The sequence below is a fragment of the Telluria sp. LT2P34 genome, assembly GCF_059685915.1.
Window position 1 is genome coordinate 316,273 of the sequence record NZ_JCASIN010000004.1, and the last position, 22,720, is coordinate 338,992.

Annotated in this window: 19 protein-coding genes and 1 pseudogene; 9 read left to right on the forward strand and 11 right to left on the reverse strand. The window is 64.8% G+C overall.

Annotation, left to right across the window (positions count from 1 at the left end; genetic code table 11):
• Positions 1 to 60 precede the first annotated feature (60 nt).
• Both dinB and AC56KZ_RS13985 read left to right on the forward strand, forming a co-directional pair.
• The gene (gene dinB, locus AC56KZ_RS13980) at positions 61 to 1,137 is read left to right on the forward strand and encodes a DNA polymerase IV (protein ID WP_497162779.1); all 1,077 of its coding nucleotides are present in this window, start codon (positions 61 to 63) and stop codon (positions 1,135 to 1,137) included.
• Between the two features lie 87 nt (positions 1,138 to 1,224).
• Positions 1,225 to 2,121 carry a recombination-associated protein RdgC gene (locus AC56KZ_RS13985; protein WP_497162780.1) on the forward strand — a complete coding sequence of 299 codons (897 nt, stop codon included), beginning with the start codon at positions 1,225 to 1,227 and terminating at the stop codon, positions 2,119 to 2,121.
• Between the two features lie 46 nt (positions 2,122 to 2,167).
• On the opposite strand, the gene AC56KZ_RS13990 is transcribed toward AC56KZ_RS13985, so the two are convergent.
• Entirely contained in the window at positions 2,168 to 2,653 is a 486-nt protein-coding gene (locus tag AC56KZ_RS13990; protein ID WP_497162781.1) for an asparaginase domain-containing protein, read from the reverse strand.
• A gap of 110 nt (positions 2,654 to 2,763) precedes the next feature.
• Between AC56KZ_RS13990 and AC56KZ_RS13995 the strand changes: the two genes are divergently transcribed.
• Positions 2,764 to 3,519, forward strand: coding sequence for an L-asparaginase (locus AC56KZ_RS13995; RefSeq protein ID WP_497162782.1), 756 nt, complete (start codon positions 2,764 to 2,766; stop codon positions 3,517 to 3,519).
• Here AC56KZ_RS13995 and AC56KZ_RS14000 read toward each other — a convergent pair.
• Positions 3,488 to 4,501: a D-2-hydroxyacid dehydrogenase family protein gene (locus AC56KZ_RS14000; protein ID WP_497162783.1), complete on the reverse strand. Its 1,014-nt coding sequence runs from the start codon at positions 4,499 to 4,501 to the stop codon at positions 3,488 to 3,490. The genes AC56KZ_RS13995 and AC56KZ_RS14000 overlap by 32 nt on opposite strands.
• Before the next feature lie 362 nt (positions 4,502 to 4,863).
• On the opposite strand from AC56KZ_RS14000, the gene AC56KZ_RS14005 reads away from it, so the two are divergent.
• Entirely contained in the window at positions 4,864 to 6,732 is a 1,869-nt protein-coding gene (locus tag AC56KZ_RS14005; RefSeq protein WP_497162784.1) for a phosphoenolpyruvate carboxykinase (GTP), read from the forward strand.
• A gap of 85 nt (positions 6,733 to 6,817) precedes the next feature.
• On the opposite strand, the gene uvrA is transcribed toward AC56KZ_RS14005, so the two are convergent.
• Positions 6,818 to 9,679 (reverse strand): excinuclease ABC subunit UvrA, encoded by a 2,862-nt coding sequence (gene uvrA / locus AC56KZ_RS14010; RefSeq protein WP_497162785.1) that lies wholly within the window; start codon positions 9,677 to 9,679, stop codon positions 6,818 to 6,820.
• Positions 9,680 to 10,123: 444 nt separating this feature from the next.
• Here uvrA and ssb point away from each other — a divergent pair, with 444 nt between their 5' ends.
• On the forward strand, positions 10,124 to 10,627 hold the full coding sequence (gene ssb, locus AC56KZ_RS14015) for a single-stranded DNA-binding protein (RefSeq protein WP_497162786.1): 504 nt from the start codon (positions 10,124 to 10,126) through the stop codon (positions 10,625 to 10,627).
• Between the two features lie 85 nt (positions 10,628 to 10,712).
• Here the strand turns inward: ssb and AC56KZ_RS14020 are convergent, their stop codons facing one another.
• From AC56KZ_RS14020 to AC56KZ_RS14030, 3 genes are all read right to left on the reverse strand, one after another.
• Positions 10,713 to 11,072: a DUF1428 domain-containing protein gene (locus AC56KZ_RS14020; protein ID WP_497162787.1), complete on the reverse strand. Its 360-nt coding sequence runs from the start codon at positions 11,070 to 11,072 to the stop codon at positions 10,713 to 10,715.
• An 83-nt stretch (positions 11,073 to 11,155) separates the two neighbouring features.
• Positions 11,156 to 11,704: a glutathione peroxidase gene (locus tag AC56KZ_RS14025; protein WP_497162788.1), complete on the reverse strand. Its 549-nt coding sequence runs from the start codon at positions 11,702 to 11,704 to the stop codon at positions 11,156 to 11,158.
• Between the two features lie 49 nt (positions 11,705 to 11,753).
• Entirely contained in the window at positions 11,754 to 12,791 is a 1,038-nt protein-coding gene (locus AC56KZ_RS14030; RefSeq protein ID WP_497162789.1) for a lysozyme inhibitor LprI family protein, read from the reverse strand.
• A 299-nt stretch (positions 12,792 to 13,090) separates the two neighbouring features.
• On the opposite strand from AC56KZ_RS14030, the gene AC56KZ_RS14035 reads away from it, so the two are divergent.
• Entirely contained in the window at positions 13,091 to 14,263 is a 1,173-nt protein-coding gene (locus AC56KZ_RS14035; RefSeq protein WP_497162790.1) for an MFS transporter, read from the forward strand.
• A gap of 5 nt (positions 14,264 to 14,268) precedes the next feature.
• On the opposite strand, the gene AC56KZ_RS14040 is transcribed toward AC56KZ_RS14035, so the two are convergent.
• The 4 genes from AC56KZ_RS14040 to AC56KZ_RS14055 form a co-directional block, all read right to left on the reverse strand.
• Entirely contained in the window at positions 14,269 to 15,093 is an 825-nt protein-coding gene (locus AC56KZ_RS14040) for a cupin domain-containing protein (RefSeq protein ID WP_497162791.1), read from the reverse strand.
• A 78-nt stretch (positions 15,094 to 15,171) separates the two neighbouring features.
• On the reverse strand, positions 15,172 to 16,956 hold the full coding sequence (locus AC56KZ_RS14045) for a glycoside hydrolase family 2 protein (RefSeq protein WP_497162792.1): 1,785 nt from the start codon (positions 16,954 to 16,956) through the stop codon (positions 15,172 to 15,174).
• Positions 16,957 to 17,108: 152 nt separating this feature from the next.
• Positions 17,109 to 18,161 carry a glycosyltransferase family 9 protein gene (locus AC56KZ_RS14050; protein ID WP_497162793.1) on the reverse strand — a complete coding sequence of 351 codons (1,053 nt, stop codon included), beginning with the start codon at positions 18,159 to 18,161 and terminating at the stop codon, positions 17,109 to 17,111.
• A gap of 19 nt (positions 18,162 to 18,180) precedes the next feature.
• Positions 18,181 to 19,551, reverse strand: a complete 1,371-nt coding sequence (locus tag AC56KZ_RS14055; protein WP_497162794.1) for a N,N-dimethylformamidase beta subunit family domain-containing protein — start codon at positions 19,549 to 19,551, stop codon at positions 18,181 to 18,183.
• A 249-nt stretch (positions 19,552 to 19,800) separates the two neighbouring features.
• Here AC56KZ_RS14055 and nudC point away from each other — a divergent pair, with 249 nt between their 5' ends.
• Entirely contained in the window at positions 19,801 to 20,622 is an 822-nt protein-coding gene (gene nudC, locus AC56KZ_RS14060; protein ID WP_497162795.1) for an NAD(+) diphosphatase, read from the forward strand.
• Here nudC and AC56KZ_RS14065 read toward each other — a convergent pair.
• On the reverse strand, positions 20,619 to 21,476 hold the full coding sequence (locus AC56KZ_RS14065) for a hypothetical protein (protein ID WP_497162796.1): 858 nt from the start codon (positions 21,474 to 21,476) through the stop codon (positions 20,619 to 20,621). The genes nudC and AC56KZ_RS14065 overlap by 4 nt on opposite strands.
• Before the next feature lie 193 nt (positions 21,477 to 21,669).
• Between AC56KZ_RS14065 and folE the strand changes: the two genes are divergently transcribed.
• Complete coding sequence (gene folE / locus AC56KZ_RS14070) at positions 21,670 to 22,236, forward strand: GTP cyclohydrolase I FolE (RefSeq protein WP_497162797.1); 567 nt, start codon at positions 21,670 to 21,672, stop codon at positions 22,234 to 22,236.
• An 82-nt stretch (positions 22,237 to 22,318) separates the two neighbouring features.
• Positions 22,319 to 22,594, forward strand: a pseudogene (locus AC56KZ_RS14075) (transposase); the annotation flags it as partial.
• Positions 22,595 to 22,720: the final 126 nt, after the last annotated feature.

The window sequence follows — 22,720 nt, forward strand, 5'->3', positions numbered from 1 at the left end:
TTGACGAGATACTGTACGGAATTACAGTAGTCGGCCCCCAGCGCCGCCACCTCCGCCAGAGTGAACGAGCCCGCACGTAAAATCATCCATTGCGATTGCGACTGCTTCTACGCGTCGGTCGAGATGCGCGACGATCCGTCCTTGCGCGGACGTCCGCTCGCCGTCGGCGGCCGGGCCGACCAGCGCGGCGTGGTGGCCACCTGCAATTACGAGGCGCGCGTGTTCGGCATCCACTCGGCGATGGCCACGGCCCAGGCCATGAAGCTGTGCCCGGAGCTGATCGTGATTCCGCCGGCGATGGAAAAATACCGGATCGCTTCAACCCAGATCATGCAGATCTACAGCGACTACACCGACCTGGTCGAACCGCTGTCGCTCGACGAAGCCTATCTCGACGTCTCGAATTCGCCGCATTGCAAGGGCAGCGCGACCCTGATCGCGCAGGAAATCCGGCGCCGCATCGTCGAGACCGTCGGCATTACCGCTTCGGCCGGCGTGGCGCCGAACAAGTTTGTGGCAAAAATCGCCAGCGACTGGAACAAGCCCGACGGCCTGTTCCTGGTGCGCCCGGAAGAAGTCGATGCCTTTGTCTCCGGCCTGCCGGTGAAAAAACTGCATGGCGTCGGCAAGGTCACCGCGGCGAAACTGAATAAACTGGGCGCGCAGACCTGTCTCGACCTGCGCGGCTGGAGCATGCAGGAGCTGCAGCACCACTTCGGCAGTTTTGGCGCGCGCCTGCACGACCTGTGCCGCGGCATCGACAAGCGCGAGGTCAGTCCCGAGCGCGAGAGAAAATCGATCAGCACCGAGGAAACGTACACGGTCGACGTGCCGGACCTGGCGGCCTGCGTGGCGCTGCTGCCCGAGCTGGTGGAACACCTGCTGGGCCGGATCAAACGCAACGATGCGGAAAAATTCATCAACAAGTTATTCGTGAAAATCAAATTTTCCGACTTCCAGCAGACGACGGTCGAGTGCGTGGGCCATGCGCCGCACCTGCCGACCTTCGCCCGGCTGATGGAAACCGGCTGGCTGCGCGCCAGCCGCCCGGTGCGCCTGCTGGGCGTTGGCGTGCGCCTGGGCGACACCGAACACGTCGAGCAGCTGGGCCTGTTTGACGAACACGCAACACATTAAAAAAGCGGCTGTTGCCACCCGAAAATACGTCGGCATCAGCGTGTAGAATGTCGTTCCCCTGCAATACCGAGACAAGAGAAAGCAACTATGTGGTTCAAGAATCTCCAGATCTACCGCCTGCCCGCACCGTGGGCCTTTACGCCTGAACAAATGGAAGCGGCGCTCGCGCCCCTGGCCTTTACGCCGGCCAACAGCAACGAACTGCAGCGTCAGGGCTGGGATACGCCGCGTCCGAACGGCGGCCTGGTGCACGTCGTCAACAAGCAGATGCTGCTGATGCTGGGCACGGAAAAGAAGCTGCTGCCGGGCTCGGTGATCACCCAGGTGGCCAAGGCCAAAGCGGCCGAGATGGAAGAGCAGCAGGGCTTCCCGCCGGGCAAAAAGGCGATGAAGGAACTGAAGGAGCGCGTGGCCGAAGAATTGCTGCCGCGCGCATTCACGATCCGCAGCAACACCTGGACCTGGATCGACCCGGTCAATGGCTGGCTGGTGGTCGATGCCGCCAGCCCGGCCAAAGCCGACGAAGTCATCAAGCTGCTGCTGAAAGCCGTCGACCGCATGCCGCTCGAGTCGCTGCGCGTGCAAAGTTCGCCCGTCGCCGTCATGACCGGCTGGCTGGAAGCGGATGAAGCGCCGTACAACTTCACGATCGACCAGGACACCGAACTGCGCGCCACCGGCGAAAGCCGCGCCGCCGTGCGTTACGTGAAGCACTCGCTCGATCCGGAAGACATCCGCCGCCACATCGCCGCCGGCAAGCAGTGCACCCGCCTGGCCATGACCTGGAACAGCCGCGTGTCCTTCGTGCTCACCGAAACCCTGGCGATCAAGGGCATCAAGCCGCTCGACGTCATCAAGGAAGGCGAAACCGTCACCAACAGCGACGACGAGCGTTTTGACAACGACATCATGCTGATGACGGGCGAACTGGCGAAGATGCTGGCCGACCTGGTCGATGCACTGGGTGGGGAAGCGAAGGCGTAAGCAAGCTTGGCCCCCGCCAACGGACCCTGACGGGTCCGTTTTGCTTTTACAAGGGCTGGAACACGCCGGCGGCGCGGTTCTTGGTCACGTTGTCCCAGGCAAAGGCCTGGCCGTTCATGCCCACGTACACGCCGGGCGGCAGGGTCTGCGCGACGCCGCAGGCGAAGCCGAGGTTGAAGAGGGCGTCCGAATTGGCGATCTCGTAGGGAATCATGGCGCCGGTCAGCACGATCGTCTTGCCGAGCGCGGCCGCGCCGAGGACGGCGGCGGTGTCGGGCATGGTGTCGGTGCCGTGGACGATGACGATCGCCGTCTCGGTGGCCGCCTGGCAGGCTTCCAGCACGCGCTGGCGGTCGGCGTCCTGCATGTCGAGCGAATCGAGCAGGGGCAGCAGTTGCAGCTCGACCGGAATGGTCATGCGCGCGCGGCCGATGACGGCCGGCAAATGGCTGTCGGCGAAGCCGAGCACGCCCGTCAGTTCGTTATAGTGTTTGTCGAAGGTGCCGCCGGTGGCGATGAGTCGCAGGGTCATGTCGGTTTATACACGCAGTAAAAAAAGGTGGCTCATGATAGCCGCAATCGGTAGTGTATCCATATGTGACTGCGCTAGAATCATCCGGATCGGATGAGTAGACTGCTTCCATGAAACCCGTAGCTCCAGGCACTGTTATCTTCCACCGTCATCGCGGTTATGGCGTCATTACCCACGTCAACCTGCTGACTGGCTGGATCTCCGCCCGTTTCGGCAACGAAGCGCGCACGCTCGACCTCAACCTGTCCACCGACGAAGTCCAGCACGCCGACGGCGAGCCGATCCTGTTCCGGCGCACGCCGCCCGACCGCATGCCGCATGCGCGCCTGATGGCCGCGGTGCGCGCGCTGCACCAGGCCGGCTACCAGAAGCTTTACTTGTATTCCTGGCCCAAGCCCTCCGGCCTGCACTGGCGCTGGCACCTGTTTACCGGGCAGCGCAACTGGATGCAGCGCTCCTGGCGCGAGGGCTGGTACGGCTCGGGCGCCGAGTACAACAACAATCCGGTGATGGGCTGGGGAGACCTGCCCGGCGCCACGACCGAAGAGCTGATCCACGCGCTCGCCAAATTCGACCCGCAAGGCCTGGCCCAGGCGCTCGGACGCGACGAAGATCACACCGATTGGTTTGCCGGGGTCTGCGACGCGCTGCTGCCAGGCTATATGTACAGTCTGAACACCGAACGCCCGGCTGGTGGCGGACTGATCGAGGCGCCGCCGGTGCCCGTGGTGGCGGTGCGCGCCGGCTTGCCGCCGTATGCCGGGCCGGCCATCGGCTGGCCGCCCGGCTGGGCCGGATTGTGGACGCGCTCGCACGTCATGCCGGCGCGGCGCATCAATCTGACGGGCGAGCCGGAGCTGCGTTGATTAGCGCGTCCGGATTCAACATGTTCGTCGGCTTGCCCGCAGCAAAATTCACCACGTTCTCGAACGCCGCCCGGAAATAAATTTCGTAACTGTCCTGCTCGACATACCCCAGGTGCGGCGTCGCCAGCACGGTCGGCAGGCGCAGCAGGGCATCTGTTGGCGCCAGCGGTTCGTCCGCGAACACGTCGAGCGCCGCCATGCCCGGCCGGCCGGCCTGCAGCGCGCCGGCCAATGCGTCGGCCTCCACCAGTTCGGCGCGGCTGGTATTGACGAACAGCGCGTCCGGCTCCATGCGCGCCAGGTCGCTTGCGGTGACGCCGCCGCGGGTGCTGTCGCTCAGCCGCAGGTGCAGGCTCAGCACGTCGGCCTGCTCGAAGAAGGCTGTGCGCGAGGGCGCCGCCTCGAAGCCATCGGCCAGCGCCGCCTGGCGGCTGGCCTCGCTGCCCCAGACCAGCACCCGCATTCCGAAGGCCTTGCCGTAGCCGGCCACCATCTTGCCGATTTTTCCATAACTCCAGATTGCCAGGGTGCGCCCGCTGAGCGACCGTCCCAGGCCGTTGAGCCCGGGATTGGTCGAGGCCATCTGCCACAGTCCGTCTTTTAGATTGTTTGCATACGGCACGATCTTGCGGCTGGCCGCCATGATCAAGGCCCAGGTGAGTTCGGCCGGTGCGATCGGCGAACCGATCCCTTCGGCAATCGCGATGCCGCGAGCCGATGCCGCCGCCACGTCGATGTGGCCGCTCACCTTGCCCGTCTGCGAGATCAGCCTTAAATTCGGCAGCTTGTTCAGGAGCGCGGCCGGGAAGGCGGTGCGCTCGCGGATCAGGACCAGCGCCTCGAAAGGCGCGAGACGGATCGCCAGCTGCCCCAGTCCGCGCGCGGAATTGGTGAACACTTTGACCTCGTGGCCGTCCAATATTTTGTAACAGTCGAGGGCCGGTACGGCGTTCTGGTAATCGTCGAGAATGGCTATTTTCATCGAAGTTGAGCGAAGTTATTGATGAGCACGTAAAAGAATAACGGGTTCCCTCGGAATCCGAGTAGCCGACTACATTAGTCAACTATATTTCCTACATTTTTCAGTCTGAAGCGCTTGAATCCCGGTTTGGCAGGTGTACAATCGCCCGAATATTAAGGGTTTGACACCACCAAAGTGTATAACAGACCGAGTAGCACCGACCCAGTAGCATTTCGTTCCATGGCGCCTCGCCAGCGAGGCCGTCGACATGACCGCCGTAACGCCGCTCCACAGAGAGCCAGGGATTCTGCAGCGCAGTCCCGGGCAGACGGTGATCCTGCCATGCCCGGGACCAGACAGAATTCTTAATTGTTGGAGGTACCATGAACCAGCCCGTGATGGGCGGCGTCGCCGCTTTGAACGTCCCCGCTTACATCAAGCACCAGAAACTCATCAATTGGGTCGCGGAGATCGCCACCCTGACCAAGCCTGACGCCATCTACTGGTGCGACGGCTCCGAGGAAGAGTACGACCGCCTGTGCGCCCTCATGGTCGAGGCCGGCACGATGAAGCGCCTGAACCCGGAACTGCGCCCGAATTCCTACCTGGCCCAGTCCGACCCGTCAGACGTGGCCCGCGTCGAAGATCGCACCTATATCTGCTCGGCCACGCCCGAACAGGCCGGCCCGACGAACAACTGGACCGACCCGGCCGAGATGCGCACGACGCTGAACGGCCTGTTCGACGGCTGCATGCAGGGGCGCACCATGTACGTGGTGCCGTTCTCGATGGGCCCGCTGGGTTCGCCGATCGCCCACATCGGCATCGAGCTGTCCGATTCGCCTTATGTCGCCGTCAACATGCGCATCATGACGCGCATGGGGCGCGCCGTGTACGACGTGCTGGGCGAAGATGGCGACTACGTGCCTTGCGTGCACAGCGTCGGCAAGCCGCTGGCCGCCGGCGAGCAGGACGTCGCCTGGCCGTGCAACAACACCAAATACATCGTCCACTATCCGGAAACCCGCGAAATCTGGTCCTTCGGTTCGGGCTACGGCGGCAACGCGCTGCTGGGCAAGAAGTGCTTTGCTCTCCGCATCGCCTCGAACATGGGTTACCAGGAAGCGCAACAGGGCGGCACCGGCTGGCTGGCCGAACACATGCTGATCCTGGGCGTCGAGTCGCCGCAAGGCGACAAGCAGTACGTCGCGGCGGCCTTCCCTTCGGCCTGCGGCAAGACCAACTTCGCCATGCTGATCCCGCCAGCCTCGTTCAATGGCTGGAAAGTCACCACCATCGGCGACGACATCGCCTGGATCAAGCCGGGCGCCGATGGCCGCCTGGTCGCGATCAACCCGGAAGCGGGTTATTTCGGCGTGGCCCCGGGCACCAACGACAAGACCAATTCGAACTGCATGTCCTCGCTGCGCGAAAACGTCATCTTCACCAACGTCGCGCTGACCGATGACGGCGACGTCTGGTGGGAAGGCATGACAAAAGAAGCGCCTGCCCACCTGATCGACTGGCAGGGCAAGGACTGGACCCCGGCCTCCGGCACCAAGGCGGCCCACCCGAACGCGCGCTTTACCGTCGCCGCGACCCAGAACCCGGTGATCGATCCGGCCTGGGACGACCCGGCCGGCGTGCCGATCTCGGCCTTCATCTTCGGCGGCCGCCGCTCGACCACCGTGCCGCTCGTCACCGAAGCGCGCGACTGGAACGAAGGCGTCTACATGGCTGCCGCCATGGGTTCGGAAACCACCGCCGCCGCTGCCGGCCAGATGGGCGTCGTGCGCCGTGACCCGTTCGCGATGCTGCCGTTCATCGGCTACAACATGAGCGACTACTTCCAGCACTGGCTCGACCTGGGCCGTAAAGTCGGCGAAAAGAATCCGCAGGCATTGCCGAAGATCTTCTGCGTCAACTGGTTCCGTACCGACGACGCCGGCCAGTTCGTGTGGCCAGGCTACGGCGACAACATGCGCGTGCTGAAGTGGATCCTCGACCGTACCAAGGGCGAAGCCAAGGGCGGCACCGAGCACCTGTTCGGCACCTCGCCGAACTACAGCGACCTGAACTGGGAAGGCATCGACTTCAGCGAAGAGCAGTTCAAGCAGATCACCTCGATCGACCAGGACGCCTGGCGCGAAGAGATCAAGCTGCACACCGAGCTGTTCGAGAAGCTGGCGCACCACCTGCCGCAAGAGCTGGTGGCGACCAAGCAGAAGCTCGAGCAGCAGCTGGCGCAGTAAGCAACAAGTTTCTGAGGAGGGCGGCCGCGATGTTGCGGTCCGCATGAAAAAGGGCAGTGCCGTGTGGCACTGCCCTTTTTCTTATTCAAGCGCCCGCTTGCAGCGCCAGCAAGGGTTTTAAATACTTGCCCGTCACGCTTTCCGGATTGTCGGCCACTTGTTCCGGGGTACCGGTGGCGACGATCCGGCCGCCGCCGGCGCCGCCTTCCGGTCCCAGGTCGACTACCCAGTCCGCCGTCTTGACCACGTCGAGGTTGTGCTCGATGATCGCCAGCGTATTGCCCTGGTCGCGCAGGCGGTGGATGACTTTCAGCAGCAGGTCGATGTCGGCGAAGTGCAGGCCGGTGGTCGGCTCGTCGAGGATGTACAGGGTGCGGCCGGTGTCGCGCTTGGACAGTTCCAGCGACAGTTTTACGCGCTGCGCCTCGCCGCCCGACAGGGTGGTGGCGCTCTGGCCCAGCTTGATGTAGCCGAGGCCGACGTCGAGCAGGGTTTGCAGCTTGCGTGCGATCACCGGCACCGGCTTGAAGAACACGTGCGCGTCCTCGACCGTCATCTCCAGCACTTCGGTGATGCTCTTGCCCTTGTAGTGCACTTCCAGGGTTTCGCGGTTGTAGCGCTTGCCGTGGCAGACATCGCAGGGCACGTACACGTCCGGCAGGAAGTGCATCTCGACCTTGATCACGCCATCGCCCTGGCAGGCTTCGCAGCGGCCGCCCTTGACGTTGAACGAGAAGCGTCCGGCGGAGTAGCCGCGTTCCTTGGCCGTCGGCACGGTCGAAAACAGGTCGCGGATCGGCGTGAACAGGCCGGTGTAGGTGGCCGGGTTCGAGCGCGGGGTGCGGCCGATCGGCGCCTGGTCGACCGAAATAACCTTGTCGAAGTGTTCCAGGCCATAGATCGCGTCATGCGGCGCCGGTTCCGTCTGCGAGCCGTACAGGTGGCGCGACAGGGCCGGGTACAGCGTGTCGTTGATCAGCGTCGACTTGCCGGAACCCGAGACGCCCGTGATGCAGGTCATCAGGCCCACCGGCAGGCGCAGGGTTTCGCCTTTCAGATTGTTGCCGGTGGCATTAGTGATCAGGAGCTGGCGCTCGGGGTTGGCCGGCGTGCGCTTCTTCGGCACCACGATCTTGCGCCGTCCGTCCAGGTACTGGGCGGTGATCGAATGCTCGTTCGCCATGATCTGCTCGAGCGTGCCTTCGGCGATGATCTGGCCGCCGTGCACGCCCGCGCCCGGACCCATGTCAACGATGTAGTCGGCGGTGCGGATCGCGTCTTCATCGTGCTCGACCACGAGCACGCTGTTGCCGATGTCGCGCAAATGCTTCAGGGTGCCGATCAGGCGGTCGTTGTCGCGCTGGTGCAGGCCGATCGAGGGCTCATCCAGCACGTACATGACGCCGGTCAGGCCGGAACCGATCTGCGAGGCCAGGCGGATGCGCTGCGCTTCGCCGCCCGAGAGCGTGTCGGCGCTGCGGTCGAGCGACAGGTAATCGAGGCCGACGTTGTTCAGGAATTTCAGGCGCGCGATGATTTCCTTGATCACGCGCTCGGCGATGTCCTTCTTGGCGCCGGTCAGCACCAGGGTCTCGAAAAACTCCAGCGTGTCGCGCAAGGGTTTATCGGACACTTCATAAATCGCGCGCTGCTGCGCACCCTGGCCGATTTTCACGAAACGCGCTTCGGTGCGCAGGCGCGCGCCGTCGCAGGAAGGACACTTCTTTTCGTTGATGAATTTCGCCAGTTCTTCCTTCACCGCCATCGAGTCCGATTCGCGGTAACGGCGCTGCAGGTTGTTCACCACGCCCTCGAAACTGTGCTCGCGGATCACGGTGCGCCCGCGCTCGTTCACATAGGTGAATGGGATCGACGATTTACCGGAGCCGAACAGCACCGCGTCCTGCGCCTCTTTCGGGAGCTGCTCGAAAGGCGTGTCGAGGTCGAACTCGTAGTGCGAAGCCAGGTTCGACAGCATCGTGAAATAAAACTGGTTACGGCGGTCCCAGCCCTTCACCGCGCCGGAGGCCAGCGACAGGTTGGGGAAGGCGACGACCCGCTTCGGATCGAAGAACTCGATGTGGCCGAGGCCGTCGCATTCCTGGCAGGCGCCCATCGGGTTGTTGAACGAGAACAGGCGCGGCTCGAGTTCCTGCAGCGAATAGCCGCAGACGTTGCACGCAAACTTGTTCGAGAACACGGTTGCCTGCTCGCTGTCCATCTCGAAGGCGACGGCGCGGCCATCGGCCAGGCGCAGGGCGGTTTCGAAGCTTTCGGCGACGCGCTGCTTGATCTCGGGATTGACCTTGATGCGGTCGATCACGACGTCGATCGAGTGCTTTTCGGTCTTTTTCAGTTTCGGCAGGTCGTCGATCTCGACGATGCGGGCCGCAGCAACGCCGCTCTGGACCCGGAAGCGCACGAAACCCTGGGCCTGCATTGCCGCGAACAGGTCGGAGTGCTCGCCCTTGCGGCCGGCCACGACCGGCGCCAGGATCATCAGCTTCGTGCCTTCCGGCATGGCGAGCACGGCATCGACCATCTGCGACACGGTTTGCGCGGCCAGCGGCTCGTGCGGGTGCTGCGGGCAGTACGGCGTACCGACGCGGGCGTACAGCAGGCGCAGGTAATCGTGGATTTCGGTGACGGTGCCCACCGTTGAGCGCGGATTGTGCGAGGTCGCCTTCTGCTCGATGGAGATCGCCGGCGACAGGCCTTCGATCAGGTCGACGTCCGGCTTTTCCATCAGCTGCAGGAACTGGCGCGCATAGGCCGACAGCGACTCGACGTAACGGCGCTGGCCTTCGGCATACAGGGTATCGAAGGCAAGCGAGGATTTGCCGGAGCCCGACAGGCCCGTGATGACGATCAGCTTGTTGCGCGGCAGGTCAAGATTGATGTTCTTGAGGTTGTGCGTGCGGGCACCACGAATTCGAATTTCTTCCATTAAGGTTGGCAGGCTTTCAATAAGTTTGTGCGGATCCGCGCACGATACTGTCGCGGTGAGCAAGAAAATCAGGGGAATCGACTAGTTTAACGCGTTTTTGTTGCGGCTGTACATTTATCCAGTGGTTTCCGTACCAGCGATGCCAGCCTGTCATGTCCTGGGATGCAGCGTCCGACACTATGTGGGCTGCATCGGGCGCCGTTCAATGACAAACTGTTCAGGACATGTAAATAAATCTGGAAAATGTGTGCTTGAGGGGCTTGGCTGACTGGAATTTACGCTGACTGCCCACATTTAAGGCAGCGGAAACGTGCTTTTTTGACCCATCAAAAACGCTTTTCTCGCACGCCGCTCAGCCTCATAATAGCGTGTTGAATCACCACAGTTCCCTGGCGCTTAGTCATGTGCAGAGCCAGGGCTCACACCACCTGAAGGAGTCACACCATGGCATCAGTTAACAAGGTCATCATCGTCGGTAACCTCGGCCGCGATCCGGAAATCCGCTACATGCCGAGCGGCGACGCCATCGCGAACATCGCGGTCGCCACCTCGTTCAAGTCGAAGGACAAGAACACCGGCGAGCAGAAAGAGCTGACCGAATGGCACCGCATTTCGTTCTTCGGCCGCCTGGCCGAGATCGTCGGTCAGTACCTGAAAAAGGGCTCGTCGGTCTATGTGGAGGGCCGCCTGCAGACCCGCAAGTACACGGACAAGGACGGCATCGAGCGCTACGCAACCGACATCGTCGCCGAGAACATGCAGATGCTCGGCGGCCGTACCGGCATGGGCGGCGACGGCGGCGGCATGGATGACGGCGGCGGCTACGAGCCGCAGCAGCAACAGCAGCGTCCAGCCCCACGCCAGGCGCCAGCGGCCCCGGCAGCCCGTCCGCAGCCACAGCGCCCGGCGCCGAACTTCTCGGATATGGATGACGACATTCCGTTCTGACCGCTTGCGCGACCTGCATAGCGAAAAGGCCTGCACTCGATTCGAGTGCAGGCCTTTTTTTGCGCTTGCCAGCGGGCCCGGCTGCCTACAGGTCGAGCACCATCTGGAACCCGCCCCAGATCAGGCGCTTGCCGTCGAAGGGCATGTTCTCGTTCTTCATGAATTCCGCCATGCGCGGATCCTGCATGACTTTGTCGTTGACCTCGTCACGCTTGGCGCGCGACTCGTAGACGATCCACGAAAACACGACGACTTCCCCTTCTTCCAGGTTCACGCTCTGGGGAAACGAGGTCAGTTTGCCGGGTTTGACATCGTCGGCGACGCACTCGCGGTACTCGAGCGCACCGTACTCGCGCCAGATCGCGGCGCATTTCCTGGACATGTCCCAATACGCGTCGAGCTTGGCGGTGGGGACGGGAACAACAAAACCATCGACATACGACATGACCGTTCTCCTGTGATTGGGTAGTGCTGAGACATCGTCAGCACCGAAAACTATCCCATCATGTCACCACCGTTGAACATCAGTCAACTCAGCGCCTCTTCGATCGCCGCCACCAGCGCCGGATCGTCGGGCTTGACGTCGGGTGCGAAGCGGGCGCTCACTTGGCCGTCGCGGCCGACCAGGAATTTCTCGAAATTCCACATCACGTCCGACGGGTGCTTCGGGGAGAGGCCATGCTGAGCCAGCTTGTCGGCGAAACTGCTGCCCTCGAGCTGGCGCGCCTGCGGCTGGGCGGCGACGAGTTCGCGATACAGCGGGTGGCGTGCCTCGCGGTTGACTTCGAGTTTCTGGAACATGGGAAAGCGCACGCCGTAGTTACGCTGGCAAAAGTCGGCGATCTCGGCCTCGTCGCCCGGCTCCTGGGCGCCGAAGTCGTTGCAGGGGAAGCCGAGGACAACCAGGCCGCGCTCTTCATATTTCTCGAACAGTTTTTCGAGGCCGGCGTACTGCGGCGTGAGGCCGCATTGCGATGCGACGTTGACGATCAGTAGGACCTTGCCGCGGTAATCGCCGAGCGTGGCTTGCTGGCCCTCGAGGCGGCGCAGCGGAATGTCGAACAGGTTGGCGCTCATGGTTGTTTCCTCCCTATGCAGAGCGCATATCCTACCGCAAACGTGTCGATCAGCGCCCGGCGGCGGCGTTATCGAGTTCGGTCAGCTGCTTGATGCGACGTGCGGTGAGGAGGGCGCGCCAGCCGGAACCCGGCACCTGCGGATGGCGGATCGACCCGAACAGTTCCATCGCGTCGCGGTAAGCGAGCCAGGCGCGCTGGGTCTTCTCGACGCCGGTCTTGCGGATCGTGCCGAGGTAGGAAATGCTGGCGGGGCGGGTCAGCATGAAGCGGCGGTAGGTCTCGTTCATCTTGTCCTCCAAGGCGGCGAACTCGCCTTCCGAAAAGCGCGGCGCCTTGCCCGCTTCGGCATCGAGGACGTCGGCGCTGAAGGTATCGAGCTCGGCCGCCTTGGTATCGAGCTGCAGCGAGCGGGCGGCGCCGCTGCCGGTGTCGGTTTCGTAATCGACGCGGTGCTGGGCGAAATACTGGGCGGCCTTCATCGCCATGTCCAGGCCCAGCTGCTCCTTCTCGCTCCAGCCGCGCGCGATCGTGGCCAGCTGGGCGGCGCGCGACTTGTCGCGCTGGCGCTCGCGCACGGCAGCGCACTGCCCGCGCATGTCGGCGCTGACGACGTCGTCGCAGACATCGAGCGTGGCGCGGTCCTCGCCGCTTGCGCGGCGCCGGACATGCTGCACGCGCGCCTTCATTTCGTTGACCGGACTCTGGATGCTGCAGGCGTATTTCAGCGCCAGGTCGAAGTTCGGCGTCATGCCGGCGCCATTCGCGTACAGCATCATCAACACGCCGTGGGCATCCGTGCGCACCGCGCAGCGACGCACTTTGTCCCAGTCGGCGCGGTTTGACTCCGGCGAATTGAGCGCGTCGTAATACAGGGCGCCGGCGTCGCAGCGTTCGCCGCCGGCGGCGCGCGTGGCGTTCTGCTGCTCGCGCGGCGGTTTTTGCCCTGCCACGCGCAGGCACTGCCGGTACCAGTCGGCGCCGCGCAGCACTTCCGGCGGCGCGCCATACACGTTCGGGTAGGGCGCTGCCTGGACGGCGGCGGCCAGCAGGCTGGTTACGAGAAATGGCCAGTACGCACGAGACATCGCAATCTCCTCAAAAAGTTTCCTATTGGAAGCTTTAACGCTACCGCGAGCGCGGCGCGTCGATGGTGAGGTGGCGCAACCGAAGCGGCCAGGCAGGCGATTGCCGGCCCGTTAGAGCCTTACCGGACACATGATTTTTTGACTGTGATTCTCACGCAACGTGCATACGTATTTTCCACAGGGCAATTGAAACCCGCATTTCGCTTGCGTAAAATTGCCGCCCATCAGCTTCCTGACGCCAACTGTTTTCTAGGTTGGCGTTTGCTTTTTGAGGCGCCAATTTTATTAATTCATTAGAAATGCACACTTCTGTTACCGCTGTCCCCACCCCGGTCTCTTCGTCGCGTCGCCTGGTTGTCGTCCACGTCCAGAACACGGCCCTGCCGCTGCTGTTCGCCCTGTTTGGCCTGGTGATGGGCTCGTGGGCCGGCCGCATTCCCGCCCTTGCCGAGCGCGTGCAGGTGTCGCACTCGGCCCTGTCGATGGTGCTGCTGTGCGGCGGCGTCGGCGCCTTGCTGTCCTTCCCGGTCTCGTCCTTCCTGATGGGCAGGTTCGGTGCGCGCAAGTCGCTCCTGATGGCGGGCCTGGCCCTGCTGGGCGTGCTGGTGTCGATCGGCATGGCGCCCAGCGTGTCGCGCCTGATGATGGCCGTGCTGATGCTCGGCATCACCGCCAGCGTCTACGATGTGGCGATGAATGCGGCAGCGGCGAAGCGCGAAAAGGACAGCGGCAAGTCGGAAATGTCGATGCTGCACGGCCTGGCCTGCGCCGGCGGCCTGGTTGGCGCCACCCTGGGCAGCCTGATGGCCAGCCTCAAGATTGCGCCCGCCGCCCACTTCCTCATGCTGGCCGGTCCGCTGGCCGTGGTGCTGTGGGGCGCCTGCCAGATGATCGAGGCCGACGAGGTCGAACAGGTCGAAAAGAAGAAGTTTGCACTGCCGCGCGGTCCGGTGGCGCTGCTGGGCCTGTTGGGCTTCCTCGGGTCGATGTCGGAAGGCAGCATCGCCGACTGGAGCGGCGTGTTCTTGAAAGAGCATTTCGATGTCAGCGCCGGCATGGCGCCGCTCGGCCTGACCTGTTTTTCGGCCACCATGCTGGTATCGCGCCTGGTGGGCGACAAGCTGAAGGTCCGCTTCGGCGCCCGGCGCCTGGTGAGCAGCGGCGCGCTGCTGGCCGCCGCCGGCCTGTTCTTCGCGGTGCTGTCGCCGAACGCGGTGTGCGCACTGGGCGGCTTCGCGGTCGCCGGCCTGGGCCTGTCGCTGCTGTTCCCGTTCGTGTTCAGCGCAGCCGGCGCCCTGGGTCCGGTGGCGCTGGCCGGTGTCGCCAGCATGGCCTACAGCGGCACCCTGATGGGCCCGCCGGTGATCGGCGCCATCGCCCACCAGGTCGGCATGCAGATGGCAATCGGGTATGTCGGCGCCCTGGCGCTGGTGATCGCCCTGGTTGCCAGCCGTACCCGGCTATTGAAATAAGCGGCTCAGCCCGGCACTTCTTTCAGCCACTGGCGCGGCGACGCGCCCACCATGCCGGTAAACGCCCGGGTAAACGCCGGTGCGCTCGTATAGCCGGCCTGGGCGCTGACTACTTTGACCGGCATGCCCTTGCGCAGCAAGTCCTGGGCCAGGCCGATGCGCCAGCGGGTCAGGTATTCGCCCGGCGGCATGCCCACCACGTTCCTGAAATGCTCGGTAAAGCGCGCGCGCGACATGCAGGCTTCGCGCGCGAGCGTCTCGATTTGCCATGGTTCGTGCGGGCGTTCGTGGATCGCGCCCAGCGCCGGCGCCAGCTGGCGGTCCGCGAGCCCGGCCAGCAAGCCGATCGACAGCGTGCCGTGCTCGAATTCGTGGCGCAGCACCTGGATCATCAGGACGTCACACAGGCGGTCAAGGATCACCTCGCGGCCCTGGTGGGCGCAGGAAGCCTCGGCGAACAGCAGCTCGAGGGTGTGTTCAAGCGCAGGCACGCTCGAGAGGGGCAGGTACAGGCATTCCGGCAGCGCGCGCGCCAGCGGATTGGCGCCGCCGTCCTCGAAACAGATGTGGGCGCACAGCAGCTCGGCGCTGGCGCCTTCGGGAATCTCGAGCAGGTGGGGGCTGCCGCGCGGATAAAACACCATCGCCGGCGTATCGACCCGCAAGGGAAGCACACCTTCCTGGCGGAAGATGACGGAGCCGCGGCGCACCAGGTGCAGCTGGCCCGACGACGTGTCTTCGGCAAACGCGTTGGCGTCGCAAAAGACCCCATTGAAGAACACCCGGGCGCGAAACGAGTAGCGGCCGACCAGCGACGAGATCTTGTCCATAAGCTCCATTCTTCAATGTAGGGCTATTCTGGACGATCTGCAATCTTTTGAGAAGCGGCGAGTGTGCTTGCTGGTGCTCTAGATGTCGGGCCAGAGTTGCCGGTGCAGGTCCGCGACCTGTTCGGGCGGCAGGCGCGGCACCCGGTCGATCGTCAGGATGCCGTTCTGCTCGTGCTCGACGTCGGTCAGCTGGGTATAGCACAGCCCGGCGAGGAAGGGCAGCGAGGCCAGTCCCTCCATCAGCGTGCGATAGCGCTGCGCCAGTTCGTCGTCGTTTTTCACGTTGCCGTAGGAATCGTACAGGCGGTCGCGCCGCCGCTCCGGGCCTTCGGGCGCCAGCAGATAGCCGCCGACTTCGGAAAACACGATCGGCTGGCCGCGGTACTGGGCGCCCGGCAGGAACAGCGCCTTGGCCTTGTGCCAGCCGGTTTCGGGCGGCAGGCCGGTCAGGCGCGTGCTGGCATAGCGTTCCAGCAGCGCTTCGACCGGATGCGAATAATCGTGGATGGTGCAGACGTCGGTCACGTCGGTATGCTGCCAGCCGTCGTTGTCGATCACGGGGCGGGTGGAGTCGACCAGGCGGGTGCGCGACACCATCCGTTCCAGGAAATCGTGCTGGTGCGGGTGGCGGATGAGTTCGGGAAAACCAAAACTTTCCACCACCGGCACCCAGGCCACGATGGCCGGGTGGTTGGCATCGCGCATGACGGCGCGCAGCCATTCGATTTCGAGGCGCTCTTCGGATTCTTCCGACCAGGAGCGCGCGTTCGGCATTTCTTCCCACACCATCAGGCCGAGCCGGTCGCACCAGTAGAGCCAGCGCTCGTGTTCGATCTTCTGGTGCTTGCGCACGCCGTTGAAGCCGAAGCGCTTGGCCCAGGCCACGTCCTCGCGCAGGGCCTCGTCCGAAGGCGCGGCCAGCAGGGTATCGGGCCAGTAACCCTGGTCGAGCGCCATCAGCAGGAAGGTGCGCTTGCCGTTCAGGTGGAACCAGCCGTCCTTCAGTTCGATCGAGCGCAGGCCGACATAGGACTCGACGCTGTCGACCAGCTGGCCGCGGTGCAGCAGCCTTACCCGCAGGCCGTACAGGTGCGGCGCGTTCGGCGACCATGGTCTTGGTTCAGGGATGCTGGTGCGCAGTTCGAGGCTGGCGGCGCGGCTGCTGGTACGGGTGCCGGCGCAGACCTGGCGCGAGTCGAGATCGTCGAACACCTCGAGCTCTGCCTCCCAGTCGTTGAAGGGGCCGTGCAGGTGCACCGCCAGCGCCAGGGTGCCGTCCGGGTGGGCCTCGAGCACGCGCAGGTAATCGATGCGCAGGGCCGGCACCGGTTCGAGCCAGACGTTTTGCCAGATGCCGCTGGTGCAGTAGTAATAGATGCGCACCGGCGTGCCCGAGGCGGACTGCTTGCCGCGCGGCTGGTAGGGATCCTGGCGGTCTTCGACGCGCACCGTGACGCGGTTCTGGCCGCGCCGCAGGTAGGGCGCGATGTCGAAGGAGAAGGGTACGTGGCCGCCGCGGTTGCGGCCCGCCACGCGGCCATTGACCCAGACGTCGGCGCGGTAATCGACGGCGCCGAAATGCAGCAGCAGGGCGCCGCTGTCCCAGCCTTCGGGGACCTCGAAACTTCGGCTGTACCACATGACTTCGTGGATCTCGCGGCTGCCGATGCCGGACGTGCGGGATTGGTAGGGGAAGGGCACCAGGATCCGCTGGGGCAGTTCGCGGCCGTCGAACCAGCGCCCGGCCAGGCCGAGGTTGGCGTCGTCGAAGTCGAACTCCCACCAGCCGTCGAGGCTGGCCCACTGCTGGCGCACCATCTGCGGACGCGGATAGGGCGCGCTCGGGGTGTCAAAGCTGCGCATGATAGGGGTGGAACCGGGTGGGGAAAAAGACTGCTTTTGTTTTGCGCTTGAATAAAGTGTACACCCGAGGAGGCGGCGGCGCCTGACCCGCAATCGGCGCCACCGCTTTCCTCGTTTACTGTGGCGCGGAGAAGACAAAGCCGCATGGTCGCCTACCAATATGGCCACATTCCCGCCGTGCGCTGGCGTCCCGGATCGGTGCCGGCAAGGAGGGCGCGCGCATGCTGCAAGACGGCGGCCGAGCGCTGGGCGTCGGGGTCCCAGATGCAGCGGTGCTTGTCGCGGTCGAGCGGGGCCCAGCGCGCGATGTCGGCCTTGCTGAAGATGACCACGCTTTTCAGGCGCAGGCCCGCGGCGATATGGGACACGCCGGTGTCGTTGCAGACCAGCAGGCGCGCGTTCTTCATGAGCGCGGCCATCGCCCCGAGCGAGATCGGCGCCGCCGCATTCACGGCCGGCGCCTGCATGTGGCCGGCGACTTCGTTGGCGAGCTCGGCTTCGTCGGCCGAGCCGGTGAGGACGACCTCCACGCCGAATTCGGCGGCCAGCCGGTCCGCCACCTCGGCAAAGCGTTGCGCCGGCCAGCATTTGTCGCGCTTGCGGGCGCCGGGGTGCACGCAGATGTAGCTGCCGGGCGCCAGGTTGGCGGCAATGCCGCTCGCCTCGAGCTCCTTGCGGTCGTCCTGCGCCAGCGGAAACTCGAGATGGTCGCCGGCCGCGCGGGCGCCGAGGCGCTCGACCAGCTGCAGCAGGCGGTCCGATTCGGCGCCCACTTTCGGCCATGGGAACAGGACGGTGCGTTCCGTGTTCACCGCCTCGCCATTGGAATAGCCGGCCATTGCACGGGCGCCGAAACCGGCCACGATGTCGTTGGTGACGGCGCCGTTGCCGTGCAATTGCAGCGCCACCGTGGCGCGGCGCGTGCACAGGCGGGCGTAGAAGGGCGTGAGTTCCTCGTGGCGCATCGACTGCTCCGGCAGCATCGGATGGCCGGGAAAGGCGGCGAAGTCGTCGATATACGCGTGAAAGCGTTTGGCGAACTGGCGCGCCCACGGCAGGCCGACCAGCGTGATGCGCGCTCGCGGCAGGGACGCGCGCAGGGCGCGCAGGGCGGGCACCGCACACAGCATGTCGCCCAGGTGCAGCGCGCGAAACACGATCAGGGATTCGACCTCGAGTCGATGCAGCAGTGGACGCCGGGACACCGTTACCTCCGTTGGGTTTTCAATGCCGCAATAAGCGGTCCAGCACATTACGGGTGATGCGTTCGACCCTGCGGTCGCGTCCGTCCGCCAGCACCTGCGCCCAATCGGTGGTCCCGGCGCAAAACACGGTACCGCTGCGTTCGAACAGGCCGAGCGTGGCGGCATGCACGCCTTCACCGGCGGCGTGGCGCTCGCGCGGCGGCAATTCCTGCCAGCGCCGGTCGAGCGGGCAGGCGGCGAGCAGCTGGTAACTGTCGGGGGTGCCGCTTTCGTCAGCCCAGGCCGACAGGGTGGCGGCGCCGCTGGCGCGGTCAAAAGCATCGAGGGGTGCGCCATCGCATGCGTAGCCGGCCAGCGGCGGCCAGGTGTCGGCGCCGAAAGCGTCGCCACGCGCCAGGCCCGTGCCGTCGAATACCCAATGGTCCGGCTGCTGGACGATGAAGCCCGCCGTGTGGCGGGCGCCAACCCACCAGCTGCCGCCATGGCGGTAACTGCCCCCGAGCAGGCGGTCTTCGGGCCGGCCCGCGCCGTGGGCCGGCCACCAGAGGTCAGCAGCGCCACGCGGCCCGCCCTGGTGGCACACGAGCGCATGGCCATCGTCGACGGGGTGCACCCGCCACCAACACAGCCTGGCCGCGAAGAAGGCGAGGTTGCCGCCGGCGGCGACGAAGTCTTCGACCGCGTCGCGCGTGGGCCCGGTCCAGTATGCGTCGTGGCCGGCCGAGATCAGCAGTCGGTAGCGCAGCAGCAGGGCCGGGTCGGCATGGATGTCGAGGTCGGTGCAGAACTCCGGGGTATAACCCTGGCGCGCCAGCCAGCGGATGAAACGGCCGTCCCAGTGGGCGAAGGTCTGGCGCGCCGAGGTGGCGTCGTAATGGTCGGGTGCGCCCCAGGTCGGGCCGCCGATGCCGCCGCCGGGCCGGCGCAGCGAGACCCGGGCGCCGCGCGCTTCGCTGGAGGGGGAAGGATTCCAGTGGTAGCAGCCGCCGCCGCTGAAATTATAGGCATGGTAGGTAGCCAGCGGCAGCTTGTAGAGCATGCCGCCGCGCCAGGCATCGGCAGGTTGCCCGCGTACGACGAACAAGGCGCTGGCGGAGTCGAGAGCGAGCGAGAGCGGACGCTTGCCTGCGGCTTCCTCGAAGTGGGCGATGACGACGCTGGAAGACCAGGCCGCCGGTACCGGAAATGGGTAGGCGGGCCAGCCCCAGTCGTCGCCGGCGCCACGTTCGCGTGCGCGTTCGCCCGGCAGCCACGGCGAGCTGTGGAGTAGCTCGAAACCATCGCGCCAGCGGTAGAAGTGGACGCGGAAGCGCCAGCTGTCGGTGGCGACATGCAGCACCAGCTGCTCGCCGGGCAGCACGCTGGCGCGGCCGGGGTAGGCATGGATCATGCGGGCAGCTCCGGTGCGTCGTTCATCGATTTTTCCTCGGTTTTTATTCACGCGACAGGGCGATCCAGTCAGCACTTGGAGCGTCATGCAGAGTGAATAGTTCGGGCTGGCGCATGCGGCTGATGTAGGTCGGGGAAAGGGGAAAATTGCGAAACTTGGCGGGTCGTTTGCGGTCTGAAGCCGAGCTTGCCGGCGCATGGCGCTGGCTCGCGGTATGATGGTCTACCGACCTTTCCTTCGCGACCCCACATGCTGCATACGCCCCCGACCTTCACGCCGCTGATGGCGCCCCAGCCTCACCCCGACCCCTTGACTTTCCTGTTCCATGGCGGCCGCCTGCTGGTGCGCGAGCACGACGCGGCGCTGCCGGACGCGGCCACGCTTGCTGCGCTCGACCTCGATCCAGGCAAGCTGCAGCCGCTCGGTTTGCTGGGCGAGCGCTATTGCCAGGCCGGCTGGCGCGAGGACGAGGCGGTGCCGGCCGGTTACGCCTGGCGCGGCCTGCGTTCGCTGTTTTTCGGGGAGTTCGACGACACCATGTCGGGCCTGGCCGGGCGCGCGGCGCAGATCGCGGAATGGGCGCGCACCCACCGCTTCTGCGGCGCCTGCGCCCAGCCGATGACGCGGGTGGGGCACGAACGCAGTTTCAAATGCGGCAGCTGCGGGCACCTGGCCTACCCGCGCATCTCGCCGGCGATGATGGTGCTGATCCGCAAGGGAGACAGCGTGCTGCTGGCGATGCACGTGGCGTCGGCGGCGAAGCGCTTCACGCCGCTGGCGGGCTTCCTGGAAGCGGGCGAATCGATCGAGGAAGCGGTCCACCGCGAGGTCTACGAGGAAGTCGGGCTGCGGGTGACCAATTTGCAGTATTTCGCGAGCCAGTCATGGCCCTTCCCGCATTCCTTGATGATCGCCTTTACCGCGGACTACGCGGGCGGCGAGATTCGCGTCGATCCGGCCGAGATTGCCGAAGCCCGCTGGTTCGGGCCGAATGACGAGTGGCCGGAACGCGTGCCGCACATCTCGGTGTCGAGCGTGCTGGTCGACGCGTACCGGCCAGGTTCAAGCTAGGCGGCGGGCGCCGTACGCACCTCGGCCGGCTTGACGGCGGCGGCAGGCAGCGCCGGTGGATGGTCGGCATCGCTCGGGCGGGTGCCCGTGCTGCGCAACTGCACCGCGCGCTGCAGCAGGTCGAACCAGAACGGCGCACCGAACAGGGTGGTGGCCGCGGTCACGCACCAGCCGGCCGCCTGCAGCGCAAAAGCGGTGCCCAGCACCGGCGGAAAGCTGGTCCAGCCGATTGGCAGCGCCAGCAGTTGCTGCAGCGCCTGGGCGTCGATCGCGCCCGGCGCCGCACTGATGTGGGCCGCCAGCTGCGGCTGCTGCCACAGGGCCTGGAACAGGGCGATGCTGTCGATGTTGAACAGGATGGCCAGCAGCAGCGCCAGCAGGAAGGAGATCAGCAGCTGCTTGCGTTTGTAGCTGCCCGAGACGCGCTGCATGGCATTGTCGAACCAGCTTGCCAGCGAGCGCTGGAAGCGTTCTAGGTCGCCGCCGGCACGCGCATGCAGGGCTTGCAGCGCCAGCCGCACCTGGGGATCTTCGACCGCATCGATATCGGCCCGCAGGCGCGCGAAGTCGCCCGGGATGGTCTGGATGCTGTCGATCAGGGCCATCGCGAAATGCGCCGGTTCAACGTAGGAGGGCCGCGCCGCCAGGTGGCGCTCGTCGACGCGGCTGCCGTCGCTGTGCGGATTGACGAGCGGGTGGGCATAAACGGCTTGCGCCAGCGCCTCGAAACGCGGATCGTTGAGCATGCTTTTGATACCCGCCAGCAGCGTGTTGGCACGCAGCCGGAAGGCCGCCGCCAGCGCTTCCTGCACGGTGGCGACGATCAGCGCCACCGTCCCGTAACAGAACGTCAATCCGATTGCCACTTCCAATACCGAGCTTCCGAACATAGGCCGCCTCCATTTATCAGGGTCGTTTGTTCACGCTAGCGCAAGGGTGTGGCGGATGAGTCCGGTTTGCTCAAGAAAATGGCAGCGACAGGGCGCTTCCGCGCATTTTCTATATACTGGCGGCAATCGCATTTTTAGCCGCATTTTTAAGGTTCCCATGTCCGATAAAGAAGCATTCACCGAACACGACTGGCGTCGTTTGCTGACCAGCCTGGGTGAAGATCCTGACCGCCCGGGTTTGCATGAAACGCCGGCGCGCGTGACCAAAGCCTGGAAGCACTGGACCTCGGGTTACGACCAGAACCCGGTCGAAGTGCTGAAGGCTTTCGAGGATGGCGCCGAGCAATACAACGAACTGATCGTGGTGCGCGGCATCCCGGTCTACAGCCATTGCGAGCACCACCTGGCGCCCTTCTTCGGCAAGGCCACGGTCGGCTACCTGCCGAACGGAAAAATTGTCGGACTGTCGAAACTGACCCGCCTGGTCGACATTTTTTCCAAGCGCCTGCAAGTGCAGGAACGCATGACGATGCAGATCGCCAATGCGCTGATGGAAGTGCTGGAACCGAAGGCCGTCGGCGTCGTCGTCAAGTGCCGCCACATGTGCATGGAAAGCCGCGGGATCCGCACCCAGGGCGAGGAAACGATTACTTCGTGCATGCTGGGCGAACTGCAGCCGAATTTGGCGCTGCGCACCGAATTCCTAGCGCTCGCGCGCGACTAAGCGACTGATTTACAGGGCGCACGCGCGCCCGCCGGGAACCTGTTCATAAACTTCGCCTCAAAGATATTTTGGGGCGAACGACATGACCAGGCCCGAATTTCCCAGTGACATTCCACGCGAGCAGTTCAATCTCGTCCGCGACATGCTCGAAGCGGCGCGCCGCAAAACGCGTCCGCGCAAGCACGACCTGTACGACGTCTACTGCGCGGTGCTGTATTTCCTGCACACGGGCTCGGCCTGGCGCAGTTTGCCGCGCGAGTTTCCTCCCTGGCGCACCGTGCACGAATATTTCACCCAATGGACGATGGTGCGTGACGGCGAGCGCACGCTGCTCGAGCACACGCTCGACAAGCTCGGGCGCGACAAGGAGATCGAGCAACTGCATCGGCTGATGCGGCCGCAGTGAAAGTCTGCAGGGAGAGGCGCCGACAGCGCACCTACCTGTGCGCTTAAGCAGACATCGGTCTGGGGGCAACTGCAATGT